The sequence below is a fragment of the Tumidithrix elongata BACA0141 genome, assembly GCF_036349135.1.
Taxonomy (GTDB): Bacteria; Cyanobacteriota; Cyanobacteriia; order Pseudanabaenales; family Pseudanabaenaceae; genus Tumidithrix; species Tumidithrix elongata.
The window spans coordinates 19,584-33,229 of sequence record NZ_JAZBJZ010000012.1; the positions used below are offsets into that span (position 1 = coordinate 19,584).

At 45.0% G+C, this 13,646-nt stretch carries 15 protein-coding genes; 12 read left to right on the forward strand and 3 right to left on the reverse strand.

Features of this window, described 5'->3' with window-relative positions; genetic code table 11:
* The first annotated feature begins 122 nt into the window (after positions 1–122).
* The gene (gene hmpF, locus V2H45_RS04875; RefSeq protein WP_330482500.1) at positions 123–1,805 is read left to right on the forward strand and encodes a pilus motility taxis protein HmpF; all 1,683 of its coding nucleotides are present in this window, start codon (positions 123–125) and stop codon (positions 1,803–1,805) included.
* Positions 1,806–1,887: 82 nt separating this feature from the next.
* On the opposite strand, the gene V2H45_RS04880 is transcribed toward hmpF, so the two are convergent.
* Positions 1,888–2,910: an FTR1 family iron permease gene (locus V2H45_RS04880; RefSeq protein WP_330482501.1), complete on the reverse strand. Its 1,023-nt coding sequence runs from the start codon at positions 2,908–2,910 to the stop codon at positions 1,888–1,890.
* A 51-nt stretch (positions 2,911–2,961) separates the two neighbouring features.
* On the opposite strand from V2H45_RS04880, the gene V2H45_RS04885 reads away from it, so the two are divergent.
* From V2H45_RS04885 to V2H45_RS04925, 10 genes are all read left to right on the forward strand, one after another.
* The gene (locus V2H45_RS04885; RefSeq protein ID WP_330482502.1) at positions 2,962–3,288 is read left to right on the forward strand and encodes a hypothetical protein; all 327 of its coding nucleotides are present in this window, start codon (positions 2,962–2,964) and stop codon (positions 3,286–3,288) included.
* A 13-nt stretch (positions 3,289–3,301) separates the two neighbouring features.
* The gene (locus tag V2H45_RS04890; protein WP_330482503.1) at positions 3,302–4,075 is read left to right on the forward strand and encodes a hypothetical protein; all 774 of its coding nucleotides are present in this window, start codon (positions 3,302–3,304) and stop codon (positions 4,073–4,075) included.
* 34 nt (positions 4,076–4,109) lie between these two features.
* On the forward strand, positions 4,110–4,820 hold the full coding sequence (locus tag V2H45_RS04895) for a DUF4230 domain-containing protein (protein WP_330482504.1): 711 nt from the start codon (positions 4,110–4,112) through the stop codon (positions 4,818–4,820).
* Between the two features lie 99 nt (positions 4,821–4,919).
* Positions 4,920–5,303 (forward strand): hypothetical protein, encoded by a 384-nt coding sequence (locus tag V2H45_RS04900; protein ID WP_330482505.1) that lies wholly within the window; start codon positions 4,920–4,922, stop codon positions 5,301–5,303.
* 2 nt (positions 5,304–5,305) lie between these two features.
* Positions 5,306–7,444 carry a caspase, EACC1-associated type gene (locus V2H45_RS04905; RefSeq protein WP_330482506.1) on the forward strand — a complete coding sequence of 713 codons (2,139 nt, stop codon included), beginning with the start codon at positions 5,306–5,308 and terminating at the stop codon, positions 7,442–7,444.
* A 132-nt stretch (positions 7,445–7,576) separates the two neighbouring features.
* Positions 7,577–7,915: a diversity-generating retroelement protein Avd gene (gene avd / locus V2H45_RS04910; protein ID WP_330482507.1), complete on the forward strand. Its 339-nt coding sequence runs from the start codon at positions 7,577–7,579 to the stop codon at positions 7,913–7,915.
* A gap of 3 nt (positions 7,916–7,918) precedes the next feature.
* A complete protein-coding gene (locus tag V2H45_RS04915) occupies positions 7,919–9,004 on the forward strand; it encodes an RNA-directed DNA polymerase (RefSeq protein WP_330482508.1) in 1,086 nt (361 codons plus the stop codon).
* A gap of 12 nt (positions 9,005–9,016) precedes the next feature.
* Positions 9,017–9,130 carry an SUMF1/EgtB/PvdO family nonheme iron enzyme gene (locus V2H45_RS25530; protein ID WP_408648730.1) on the forward strand — a complete coding sequence of 38 codons (114 nt, stop codon included), beginning with the start codon at positions 9,017–9,019 and terminating at the stop codon, positions 9,128–9,130.
* Positions 9,131–9,401: 271 nt separating this feature from the next.
* Complete coding sequence (locus V2H45_RS04920; protein WP_330482509.1) at positions 9,402–9,704, forward strand: hypothetical protein; 303 nt, start codon at positions 9,402–9,404, stop codon at positions 9,702–9,704.
* On the forward strand, positions 9,701–10,153 hold the full coding sequence (locus V2H45_RS04925; protein ID WP_408648728.1) for a PIN domain-containing protein: 453 nt from the start codon (positions 9,701–9,703) through the stop codon (positions 10,151–10,153). Before V2H45_RS04920 ends, V2H45_RS04925 begins: the two co-directional genes overlap by 4 nt.
* A gap of 130 nt (positions 10,154–10,283) precedes the next feature.
* Here the strand turns inward: V2H45_RS04925 and V2H45_RS04935 are convergent, their stop codons facing one another.
* A complete protein-coding gene (locus tag V2H45_RS04935; RefSeq protein WP_408648729.1) occupies positions 10,284–11,066 on the reverse strand; it encodes a TetR/AcrR family transcriptional regulator in 783 nt (260 codons plus the stop codon).
* A gap of 152 nt (positions 11,067–11,218) precedes the next feature.
* On the opposite strand from V2H45_RS04935, the gene V2H45_RS04940 reads away from it, so the two are divergent.
* Positions 11,219–12,184 (forward strand): Rieske 2Fe-2S domain-containing protein, encoded by a 966-nt coding sequence (locus V2H45_RS04940; protein ID WP_330482511.1) that lies wholly within the window; start codon positions 11,219–11,221, stop codon positions 12,182–12,184.
* Positions 12,185–12,255: 71 nt separating this feature from the next.
* Here the strand turns inward: V2H45_RS04940 and thiC are convergent, their stop codons facing one another.
* Positions 12,256–13,638, reverse strand: a complete 1,383-nt coding sequence (gene thiC / locus V2H45_RS04945; RefSeq protein ID WP_330482512.1) for a phosphomethylpyrimidine synthase ThiC — start codon at positions 13,636–13,638, stop codon at positions 12,256–12,258.
* Between the last annotated feature and the right edge of the window lie 8 nt (positions 13,639–13,646).

The window sequence follows — 13,646 nt, forward strand, 5'->3', positions numbered from 1 at the left end:
ATTAATATGGCGGTTAATATAAGGCTTATTCATAATGTTTTAATTTAGATAGTCAGCTATAACATGATCGGTTTAAGTGGCAGTCTGAGAGTTACCATCGGAAACATAGGAGAATAAGTAGCGTGCAGTACTTAGCAGAAGTTCAAAAGCAAACGGCAGCTTTTGGGGTAGGAGGAAAAGCAGTAGTTCGTCTGCTGGCACGCAATGCTGGTGAAAATAACTGGCAAGCTATTAACAACGAGCAAACCATCCCCATCCAAGATGCCAATCAAGCCAAAGAAGCAAAAGATGGGCAACTCGTCATTGCGGATATCTCTGCCAGTAACCAATTGCAAAGCTTACAGGATGCATCAAAGCGCATTGTGTCAATTTTGCAGACCTTTTCCCGTGCCCAAGAAAAATATAAAGCTGGTGAAGATGAAGTCGAACAGTGGAAGCAGTCTTTAAACTTTCAGAGTCAAGAGCTTCACCGCCGCGAAACTGAGCTAGAGGTAAAAGAGCAAGAGTTTGAGCAGCTAGATTTTAAAAAACAAGAGGTTGAGGAAGCACAAGAACAGCTTCGCAAAGAGCGCGAAGAGTTTGACAAGTGGAGACAACGTTTAGAAGCTGAGCAACAACGCCTTGATGCCCAAGCAGCTTCCCTCAACACCGAGCAAGCGGCACAACTAAGAGACTTAGTGACTAAGTTAATGACTTGTTTGGTCAACCCTCACGATATCCAAGATAAAATTACATCCTCTCTGAATGTAATGTATCAACGTCAGGAAATCTTGACAGGATTTTGGCAAGAGTTAGATACCCAAAAGCAAGACGCAGAAAAACAAAAAAATGCCTTAGCTAAAGCCTCTGATGATTTAAAAAATCGTAGAAACCAATGGCAACAGACCCAAGTAGCTTTGGCTGATGCTCAAGCTGAGCTAAAAGCCCAAAGGGGAATCTTAAAGCTGCAAGAAAATAACTTGGCGATCGCGCGGGTTCAGCTAGAAGCTCAGAGCGAACTTTTTGCTCAAACTAGCCAAATTGTCGAATCTTTGGGTGGCTCTAGTATTGGTATTCTCGACCCCGATGAGGCAAGACGGCTTGAGGAAATGCCCATTCAGGAGCTAGAAGCTTCTATCAATGCTTGGCAAGCTGAATTTGATAAAATGTCGAGCTACTTTGGTGCTCAAGAAGATGAATTGGCGGCTTTAGAGGGAGAAATTGCTGACTTTCAAAGTCAAATTGCCAAAGCCGATCAATTTGCTCGCATTGAACTAGAAAGTAACAAAGAATTTGCTGAAGAGCAGTACAAGCTCCTCGAAGAAGCCTTGGCTGGGCAAAGACGTAATATTCAAGAAAGACAATCGATTCTGACCCAACAAAAAGCCATCCTTGAGCGTCGGCAAAGCGGACAAAAATCTGAGGGTTCGATCCAAAGTTTACTGCCTTTACTCGTTCAAGTTGAGACGCAAAAGACTCGACAAGAACAAGAAATTCAAAAGATGGAAACCCAGATCGAGGCGGTAAAGAGCTATACGCAGCAACAACAAGAGCTACTAAGTCGTCAGACCCACGAGCATCAACAACTGCAACAAGAGATTCAACAGGCTTTCGATCAGTTGCAAGAACAGATGCTTGTGACGGGTGAATTGCTCGGAAAGGTAAATACCCAAGAGAAAATCCTCCGCCCCGTGCAAGATGTGATGGATCTCGTGCGTCCTCAGTTAGAGGCAGTTGCTAACGCTTTGAATACATCCGATCCTGCCGCCGATCCGATCGCTTTAGCGACCGAGTTGCAAAATGCGATCGCTAGCCTCATGTCGTAAGCCGTTAACTCAATTCAGCTCAATTCAACTTCGCTCGCTGACCTCGGTTGGCTGAGTGGCTGCTAGTCTATCGGAGGCAAGGTTATGGCTTGACGGAGCTAATTTCTGCCTGCTTTTCTTTGATGGAAGTACTAGGAGGGGTTTTACTGCCTAAACTTTTCCAATAGAGAGAGCCTGCAATGCTCACAAACCCAAGATAGGCGATCGCTTGAACCACATATAGCCTGTCTTTATAGCCAAATAGGGCTTTGAGCAAAACTCCAGGAAACTGACGCTCGGGTAAAACTTGGCTGGCATTCCAAAAGGTGGGACCGAGGATACAGGAATGAATTTGAGCAGCGCGATCGGAGAAAAGACAAAGGTTGGTAGCAGCAGGTAGTTGCGACCAAGCATCCACCGCCTTGTCAAAATGACCGAGGGCGCTAATCACGAGCCCTGCCACGATCAGTAGCAAGAACATTCCCATCACCTGAAAGAAGGTGCGGATATCGATCTTTACGCCAAATTTGAAGAGCGCCACGGCGATCGCGGTGGCAACGACCAAACCTCCGATTGTGCCCGCAATTGTTGCTGAGATCGGGATCAGTCCTGATTGAAATTTGGCAAAGATAAACAAAACTACCTCGATACCTTCGCGCAAGACTGCGATCGCAATCAGGCTAAAGATTCCCCATCGCGATCCCTTGCCTAAGGATGTGCTAGAGAGGGTTGTGCTAACTGCGCCTTCGATTTCACCTTTCAAGGTTTTGGCATTTTGGGTCATCCACAGCAGCATCCAACTGAGCATGGCGATCGCGACTACACTCAACGTGCCTTCAAACAGTTGCTTAAATAGAGGCGAGTCCTCTATGCCAAAACTTTGCAGCCCCACATTAAATAAAATGCCTAAGCCAAAGCTAGCGGCAATGCCCGTAGCGATTCCCCAGTAGACCTGGGCATTTAATTCGGAACGGTTGGCTTTTTTGAGATAGGCAAGCACAATGCCGACCACGAGGGATGCCTCAACGCCCTCGCGCAGAGCGATCGCAAATGTTGGTAAAGCGGAACTTATGTCTATAGGTAGGTTCATAAAGCAGAGTAATGCCTGTGATTCGTGAATTTCCAAATTTTATTAACTCCATGGAACCCTTAGAGAATCTCTAAAGTCTGGGTTATTATGAGCGTGAAGATTTCAGTGACGATTGTGAAAAAAATTGCTTTAGTTTTGCTCGCGAGTCCCATGTTTCTTACCTTCATGTTACTTGGAAATTCTTCCGCTCATGCAGGTCAACTATCTAGCCAGATCGATCCCGCATCTGATACCTCGATTGTCATCACAAGATCGGTAGATCCTTCCACTTCTCAAGCGAATGAGCAGAATACGCTTTTGTACAGCGATCGCGTGGGAGACTTGGCGATCGCTAAATTAGGCTGTGACTGTGCGGGTTGCCGCAATGTGGTTATACAAATGGTGGGTCAAGGCAAACTGAGATTACCGCAATAATGAATGGAAATCTATGAGGCAGAAAAACAGTGCAGGACTTGGTGCTTTATCAATTTGTTTGTTAGCAGGATTTGCTGGCATCCTTCAGCCTATCTATGCTGCACCCACCAATCTGCCTCAATTTGAGCAAATTGCCCAGAATTCTAACCCTCAAGATGCCGAAGCGCTATTTCAGCAAGCGCTGCATAAAACCCAAAGGCAAGATTTTCGCGGCGCGATCGCTACGTTAAAAAAAGCTGCTGCCCTATTCGCTCAAGAAAACAACACCGAACAAGCCTACAAAAGCCAAGCGCTGGCTGAATATTTAACGTGGGACTTAAAAGATGCCACCCCACCCAATTGGTACATTGGAGGTAGCTGTTTCGGTGAGCCACTCTGTCGGTATATCGTCACCCATGTCGCCCCTAATTTTAGTCAGGACAATTCTAATCAGGGGACTGAGCGAGCCACGCAAAAGAATGATTTTGGTGGCATTCTGATGTTGCTCAAACCCCTACGCTATCGTCCTAGTAGTACGGGTGGTCAAACACCTGTGAATGCAGTTTTAGACGTGCAACTGATTCCCCAACTTTTGGCTGAAGAATTTGTCAATACCAGTAGCTGTATGCTCGACGGTAAACCTGATGCTGGGATTGTGGCGTTGGTGAAAATCTCCAAAAGCGATCGCGACGCCGATCTATTCAAGCAAATTCGGCAAGCATGGCGGCTCAACCTCAAAACTGAGAAAATTGAAACAATCCCCACAACCAATATTTCCTGTGTGAATCCTTGCCCTGGAGGATGTTAGGCTATGGGTACCTTATCCAGCGAGGAGCGCGATCGTGATTGAGCGAGTAGATAATCGGCAGCCAGCCACCAGTGGCGTCAAAACTTTTTTCCATAATGTGACCCTGATGGTGACGGGGGGAATTGGTGTCGCGATCGCGTTATCGCTTGTGGGAATGTGGCACAAGGGAGGGAAGTTTTTTAACGACCTCGGCGCAATGGTATCGCTGACACAGCCTGCACCCAAGGCGGATATATCCGCTATTGTGATTAGTCAAGTTCGCGGCGCTAGCGATCTGACCACCGCTATTTTTGTGATGGAAGCCGTGGTTCCTACCCAACAGGATTGGACATTGGGAAGTTGGACGGTTGGATCGAGTAAACTGCTGTACGTCGCCTATGGGGAAGTGCGGGCAGGGGTGGATTTATCTAAACTCCAACGGCAGGATGTTGTCGTCCAAGGAGATTCCATTGTGATTCGCTTACCACCGCCCAAGATTCTCGATCGCAAGATTGATGTGAACCGTTCGCGGGTCTATAACTACGAGAAGGGTGTGATGGGTTTGGCTCCAGACATTAGCTACAGTTTGCAAAGCCTCGCCCAACAGGAGGCGATCGGTAAAATCAGTACGGCAGCTTGCAACAATGGCTTACTCGAAATGGCTAACGAAAAGGCCGAACTGACGGTGACGAGATTAGTGAGTTTTTCAGGGTATTCTAAGATTACAATTGAAACGCAGCCCCCTGCGAAGGATGCTTGCAGTTAGAAATTGCCTATCGCAAGGTAAGGGCAATTCATGAATTGCCCCTACCTTGGGCAAAGAATATTGATTTGAAAATCGCTAATTTTACCGAAGGAATTGTCGATGATTGCTTTAACCATTACGTTTACCGATCCCGATCTGACGAATGAAGAGCTTGACGAAGAAGTGGTGCGGTTGCTAGAAGAACTGAGCGATCGCAGCGACATCGAAGCCGTCGATCGCGTGCGCGACCCCAATCCACCTGATGGGAATAAAAGTGTGGGTGGCTTTTTAGTCGGCGTGCTGACGGCTCAGGTGACTGCGGCAAATGCTAAAAAGGCTTTGGGCTGGTTAGGCGATCGCTTGGGCAACAAGCCGATCGTAATTGAGGCTGAGACGGATGGTACAAAAATGAAGGCTAGCGCCTACTCTAAAGAAGAGTTAGTATTTGCAGTACAACAGATTGAAGCGTTTATCGAGAAGCATAATAAAAAGAATAAAGAGTAAGCATGGGGCGATACGCGCTACTGGTTGGCAATAGTAACTACACGGCTGGACTCAATCCTTTGCCCAGTGCGGTACGGGATGTAGAAGCGCTGCGAGAAGTTTTGCTAAACCCTGAAGTGGGTGGCTTTGCTGAGTCAGATGTGACGGTTTTAAAGGATGTTGAAAAAGGGGCGATCGAAACTGCAATTTACAAACTGTTTGCCGATCGCAAAACCGATGACTTGCTACTATTTTATTTCTCAGGGCATGGCGTAACTGATAGCCGCAGTGACTTTTATTTCACAGGGCTTTCGACGATCAAAGATGAATTGCCCCCAACCGCTTTGTCCTCGGACTACGTGCATAAGGCGATGAATCAGAGCAGATCTAAACGCCAAGTGATAATTTTGGACTGCTGCCATAGTGGAGCGTTTCCAAAGGGAATGCCGATGAAAGATATTGGCACTGTGAATGTGCTACCCAAACTGGGTGGCGAAGGTCGAGCGATTTTGACTGCATCGAGTTCGACCCAATATGCGTTTGAGCAGGAAGGGTTTGAGTTATCGCTCTATACGCATTTTTTGGTGGAGGGTCTGAAAACGGGGGCTGCCGCAAAGAATGACAATGAGGATATTTCGGTTGAGGACTTGTATGACTATGTGCGGGATAAGGTCAAAAGCACAAACGATAATATGTCGCCAGAGTTTTATCCAGTCAAAGAAGGCTATCGCATTGTGTTGGCAAAAGCTGCCCAAGGCGATCCCAAACTCAAGTTTCGGAAGGAAGTTGAAACAGTTGTTCGTCGCAGTAACGGAAAGATTTCAGCGATCGCAAAAAGCTTTTTATCTCGGCGACAGGGAGAACTGCAAATAAATCAACTGGAGGCAGAAGCAATTGTCAGTGAGGTTTTGCGCCCTTATCAGGAATATACCAAAAAACTTGAGGAATACAAGCAAACTTTACTGGAAGCGATCGCAGAAGAGTTTCCTTTTGGCGAAGTGATGCAGGCTGAATTGCAAGACTATGAAAAGCATCTCGGCTTGCGAGAAGAAGATATTAAAGAGATCGCGAATAGAATTGTTGCGCCGAGACAAGTTGAATATGAGAAGCAATTAGGGGAAACCCAAAAGCATGAAGAGGCAGAACGTTTAAAACAGCAACAAGCCGCAGAAGCAGAAAGACTGAAGCGTCAACAGGTGCAAGAGAATAAGTCTTCGATGTTAGAACAATTGAGACAGAAAGCTGAAGAGGATGTACGTTTGATGCATCAGATGGAAGCAGAACGTCTGAACCGGCAACATCAGGCTAAACCTACTCAACAAGAGTTTGAATTTGAGTTTGTCAACAAGGTTCGCTTAGTAAAAGAAAGCAGCGGTTTTCTTGGGCTTGGTAGTAACACCAAAGTTCAGTTAGAGCGTAAGAAAGGTAAGGTTCAGTATATTCGTTTGGATTTAGGGAAAGGAGTGACTCTCGATCTGGTGAATATACCTGAGGGGAAATTCATGATGGGAAGTAATGAAGATAGTGATGAGCAGCCAATTCATGAGGTGATACTTCCATCGTTTTGGATGGGAAAATATACCATTACAAATTCTCAATGGGAAACTGTAATGGGAACCAAGCCATCAGAGAAATATGATGTAAAGTTTCAAGGCAAAAATCAACCCGTGGTGGGCGTTTTGTGGGAAGATTGTCAAGAGTTTTGCAAGAAGCTCTCTGAAAAAACAAAAAAGAATGTAAGGCTACCTAGCGAAGCAGAATGGGAGTATGCTTGTCGGGCGGGAACTACCACACCCTTTCATTTTGGCGAAACGATTACACCTGAGTTGGTAAACTATAATGGCAATTATCCCTATGGCGATGTGCCAAAAGGTGAATACAGACAAAAAACTGTCGATGTAGGAAGTCTTAGCCCAAATGCATGGGGCTTATATCAAATGCACGGCAATGTGTGGGAATGGTGCGAAGATGTGTGGCATGAAAACTATCAAGGCGCACCGACCGATGGAAAACCTTGGCTCAATGGTGGCGATCAATCAAGACGCGCTCTGCGGGGTGGCTCGTGGGGCGACTGTGCAATCAATTGTCGTTCGGCGTATCGCGGCAGGTACTATTTAGACTTTAGGCTCGACAATGTCGGTTTTCGCGTTGTTGTTTCTTGAGTTCTCTTTTTTGTTTGAGTGTGAGGACTTCTTTTTCTTTGCTCTTTAGCCCTCTGCACTTTGCTCTTTTTCTTTTGCGCTCGGTTTGCGCCAAAGGCGCTTTTTTTGTTTTTTGGATTTTAGGGAATTTTTATGTCTGAGCTGCCTGTAATTCAAAAAACTTACGATTTGATCAAATGGACAATTCCTATCCTCAACAAATTACCAAAAGATCAAAAATTCTTGATGGGAAACAGAATTGTTAATTCTCTTTACGAACTTTTGGATAGTTTAATCGTAGCACGTTATCGCAAAGACAAAATTCTTTTATTAGAAGAGCTAACGGCGACAGTGGATATTCTGCGATATCAAATTCGTTTGCTACACGACTTGCAATTAGTCTCAACCAATCGTTATGAATATTTTACCCAAGCGTTGCACGAAATTGGTTCAGAAATTGGTGGATGGTTAAAACAGCAAAAAATTAGATAAAAAATGAAACGATCTGGAAATCTTTGGCGAGAAATAATCACATTTGAGAATATTCTGCTCGCAACCAAAAAAGCCCAAAAAGGAAAGCGCTTTCGCCCCAATGTTTTAGAGTTTAATTTCCAGCTAGAAAACGAAATAATTACGCTCCAAAAAGAACTAATCTCCCAAACTTATCAGCCAGGTGAGTATACAGTTTTTAAGATTATTGCACCCAAACCTCGTCAAATCTCTGCTGCACCCTATCGCGACAGAGTGGTTCATCACGCTTTATGTAATATCATTACCCCCATTTTTGAGCGTTCCTTCATCGCAGATTCTTACGCAAATCGTGTCGGTTTTGGGACTCACAAAGCCCTCAGAAAGTTTACTGAGTTTGCTCGTTCCAGTCGCTATATTTTGCAATGCGATCTGAGTAAATATTTTCCTAGCATCGATCATCAGATTCTGAAACAAACCATTCGCAAAAAAATCAAATGTGTAGATACTCTTTGGTTAATAGACGCAATTATCGATCGCAGCAATTTACAAGAACCATTTCTACATTACTTTCCAAATGACGACTTGCTCACACCACTCGAACGACGTAAAGGCTTACCGCTTGGTAATTTAACCAGTCAGTTTTTTGCCAACATTTACCTCAATGAGTTTGACCGATTTGTCAAAGAAAATCTGAAAATTAAAAAATATTTGCGCTACGTTGATGATTTTGCCCTTTTCTCAGACGACAAAAATTCATTAGAAATTGCCCATCAAGAAATTCAAAATTATTTAGTAAATCTACGGTTACTACTTCATCCTAAAAAGACTCAGATATTTGAAACAAAACATGGTGCAAATTTTGTGGGATTTCGCATCCTTCCCAAAAGAATCCGCGTACTCTCTAAAAATGTTCGTCATGGCAGAAAGCGGATAAAATGTATGTGCAGAAATGTAAAAGTAGGAAAAGATAAAATCAGCAATCTTTACAATTCTCTGCAAGCTTGGAAAGGACATCTGCAACACGGAGATACATGGCAATTGCAGCAACAGTTATTTGGCGCTCTCAATCTAGATCTAGCATCAACAATTGAGAAGCCAGAGAGGGTGTAGATCGATAGCGCTCTGCGGGGTGGCTCGTGGAACAACAATGCAATCAATTGTCGTTCGGCGAATCGCAACAGGAACAATTTAGACAATAGGAACAACAATATCGGTTTTCGCGTTGTTGTTTCTTGAGTTCTCTTTTTTGTTTGAGTGTGAGGTCTGCCAAGGGTCAGAATCGTTTTATGGGAATGAAGCGAGCGTACGTTATGGAAGTCCAGATCTAGACCTGTGGTGCTCGAAATAGCATCCAAATATCAAACCGAGTCAGCTATTTTAGTAGGGAAACCGAAAGGTTGGCTGGCTCAGCCCACATTAAAAATCAATCAAATTTAGACAAGTTCTACAACTCCTGTAATACTTGCGTTAAAATCGAGTTAATCACCTTCGATCGCAATCTCGCTCTATGGTAAACAGCTCTGGCGCGACTACAACCTCTCTCAAATTGCTACTTTATGAAATTGAAGCAACTCCTAGAGAGTATTGGGCAGATTTACTGAGTGCCTTACGTCAGTTTCGGCAGAAAATTCCATCAGCCACCTCACCCGTTGTCAATGCCGAGCAAGCACAAAAAAATCAAGCGGCGATCGCTTTGTTAGATTCTTGGCTTGATGATGACGAAGATACATCTGAACAGCAAATGACCTGGGATTTTTTGAAAACTGCTCTTGACGAAGATCGATTGTCTAATCGTCCCTTGTTCCCATGACGCGACTGATCTTACTGGATTCAGGTCCACTAGGAATGGTAACAAATCCCAAAGCCGAGGGGATTACGCTGGCTTGTCAAATGTGGCTAAAATCACTTTTGCAACGAGGAGAACGGGTTGTTATTCCAGAAATCGCAGACTATGAAGTTCGTCGAGAATTGCTCCGTGCAAATTTGTTGCGGAGTGTACGTCGTCTGGATAATTTGAAGCAAGCTCTTGAATATGCTCCGATTCAGACAGATACGATGTTGCTAGCTGCCAGTTTGTGGGCAGAGGCAAGACAAACTGGGCAACCTACCGCAGACCCCAAGGCATTAGATGGAGATGTGATTCTGGCGGCTCAAGCACGTCTTCTCAGTAATGACTCTGTAGAAGCAATAGTTGCAACCACTAACGTAGCGCATCTAAGCCGATTCATTACTGCGCTCGATTGGCAATCTATTGCTTAAACTTATTCCACTGATGTGCTCCTAATACCAAAAATTGGCATCAGTTAGAGCTGAATGAAAATCTAGATCGATGTCTATTTGCATCTAAATACCAAACCCGATCGGCTTTTTAAGAGAGAGATTGGCTGGCTCAATGTAAGAATTGCCGATCGCAGTCCTTGCAAATAAACCGTTGTTTTCCATGGCGATGACCATTTTTTGAGATGCGGTTAGAGTTACAGCGAGGGCATATCATTACTTTCATTACCTTGTCATTCTCAATCTGAGGGTTGCCCTCTAAAGAAACAGGCTCGACATGGGGTTTTAAATAGGACACTAACAGGGCTTGCAACTCTTCGTACAGCTTTTGTTGATGTGCTTCGTCGCTGCGCAGTGCTTGCAGCAAAACCGTGTTATAGCAATAGTGACAAACCTCAGCCATCAATTCACATTTTTGGGGATTTAATGTGGGGTTGCGCGATCGCAGCAAGTTTGCCATCGTCTCAATCAGTTGACGCACATAGCGATCGTCAAACAGTTGAAACATCTCAGGGGTAATGAAATATTGAAGGTAAACAATGCGTGGAATCGGGTTTTGAAAATAGGCGGCATGGGTTTCGACCATGATCTGAATGAATTGCTCGATCGGCAGCGAGGTAATTTCTGGCACTAAGAGTTTGGCATTCACGGCAGTCACCTGTTCCATGTGGCAAACTTCGAGCGCATGAAAAATCGCCAATTTATCAGGAAAAAATTGATAGAGAGAACCGATCGCCGTGCCTGCTCTTGCTGCGATCGTATGGGTTGTAGCAGCTTCATAGCCCACTTCGATAAACACCTCAGCCGCAGCTTTTAGAATTTTCTCTACGCGTTCTTGGCTGCGCTTTTGTTTGGGTTGGCGACGCATCGTCGTAAGATTCCTGTCAAAAGTCATAGCGATCGAGCGCATTGCTTACTTGATAGTCCTAAAAAATTCAGTGTCAAGAAACCAGTTGACAAACACGAGGAATCTGTCATATTTTTTAAACATGAATAATATGTCACGTTATATTCTACGTTTTTAAACCCATAAATTTGGAGAATGAAATGGAATCAATTCTCGCAGGTGCTCCTTGGTTGATCGCACATCGCTCTATGCTGGGCATAAACCAGCCCCATAAGATTACTTTTCAAGGAAAAGATTATGTACTTTGGCAAAATTCCCAAGGAGAGGTATTTGCCCTCGATAATATCTGTCCTCACATGCAAGCTCCCCTCTCAAAGGGTTGGATTTGTCAGGATGGCCATGCGATCGCCTGTCCTTTTCATGCCCTAGAGTTTGACACGCGTGGAAGGCTCTGCGCAGAAGGCAAACCCAACTCCAAATCGGGAGCGAAGCCCCTGATTCAGGCTTTAGAGCTAATTGTTTCCAACGATTGCGTCTGGACCTATGGAGGATTTGCGCCAAGATTACCGATTCCAGAGGTACACCAACATATCGTCGATGAATTTGAATTTATTGGTGTAGCAGGAGAAAAAAGCATTCAGTCAGATTTTTTGAGTTCCCTCATGGTCAACTATGACTTTAATCACCAAAATGGAACCCATCGCGAACTCTTTAGAATCGCCAAAAATGAGATCCCGCAGTTTGAAGAGAATGGGTATTACACCAAAGTCACCCAAGATTTATATAGGGCCAGCAATAGTCTCAGTGAAATTTTGCGCGACCCTGTTTTGCTCACAGTTCCTAAAGTCTATCGGGGCTATCTAGAATACGCTTTTCCCTCAACGACAGTATTTGAAACCCAGACAGCGATCGGTAAGGTCGCCCAAGTTCATATTCTCTACCCTGAAACCGCTAATAGAACTAAAACTTTTGTCTTGGCATTCGCACAATTGAAATATTCCTTCCTAAAAGTTCTGTTAAAGGAGTCGTTTCTCAGAGCTGTTGGTACGGTTGTCGAGCAAGATAGCCTTGCGCTTGAAAGCCTTTATCCTAGAGATAAACCTAAAATCCGACTGCCTAACGAAGAGATTATGTTTTATGCCGAAAAGCTTTACCGCGAATGGTAAGCGATTTCTCCTTAACTACCAGCAGGCAACGTAGGGGCAATTCATGAATTGTCCCTACGTTGCCTTTCCCTTTATACTTGTGCTACTGGTTCTTTCGCGAGGAACTTCTCTAGTTCAGTAAGAGCATCCGCATCTACCTTGGTCTGCATTGGACAGAACTTAGGCCCGCACATAGAACAAAACTCAGCGGTTTTGTAGATATCAGCAGGCAGGGATTCGTCGTGGTATTCTTTCGCCCGTTCGGGATCGAGAGATAGCTCAAACTGACGATTCCAGTCAAAGTTATAACGAGCGCGGGAAAGTTCGTCATCGCGATCGCGTGCGCCCGGACGGTGACGGGCAATATCCGCAGCATGGGCGGCAATTTTATAGGCAATCAAGCCGTTACGCACATCTTCAGCATTGGGAAGACCTAAATGTTCTTTAGGGGTGACGTAGCAAAGCATTGCCGTACCGTACCAACCTGCCATTGCTGCCCCGATCGCGCTGGTAATGTGATCGTATCCCGGTGCAATGTCGGTAACCAGCGGTCCTAGCACGTAAAAAGGAGCTTCGGAGCATTCTTCCATTTGCTTGCGCACGTTAAATTCAATCTGATCCATCGGTACGTGACCGGGACCTTCAACCATAACTTGAATATCATGCTCCCAAGCCCGACGAGTTAGCTTACCAAGGGTTTTGAGTTCGGCCAACTGAGCATCATCCGATGCATCATGGGTACAGCCAGGACGTAAAGAATCACCCAAACTAAAAGACACATCATAGCGCTTAAAGATTTCGATGATGTCCCCAAAGTGCGTGTAAAGGGGGTTTTGCTTGTGGTGATGCAACATCCATCGCGCTAGAATACCACCACCACGGGAAACAATGCCTGTAAGCCGATTTCTGACGAGAGGCAAATGCTCGATCAAAATGCCAGCATGGATGGTCTGATAGTCAACCCCTTGCTGGGCTTGCTTTTCAATGATGTGCAAGAAATCCTCTGGGGCTAGATTCTCGATCTTGCCGTGGACGCTTTCTAAGGCTTGGTAGATGGGTACTGTACCTATTGGTACAGGTGAGGCATTGATAATTGCAGTCCGAATTTCGTCAAGATTGCCGCCACCTGTGGACAAGTCCATCACGGTGTCCGCACCATACTTCACAGCCAGATTTAGCTTTGCGACTTCTTCACTTAAGTCTGAGACATTGGGCGATGCCCCGATGTTGGCATTGACTTTACACTTAGAGGCAATCCCAATCATCATGGGCTCTAAGTTGGTATGGTTTTTATTGGCTGGAATAATCGCCCGACCTCTGGCGACTTCTGAACGTACAAGTTCAACGGGTAAGTTTTCTCGCCACGCCACGTAGTACATTTCTTCTGTGATGTCTCCTTGACGCGCACAGTGCATTTGAGTGCCGCGATATGCGCCACGACGAGTTGGAGCAGAATGATTGCTTGATCCAGTCATAAAATTTA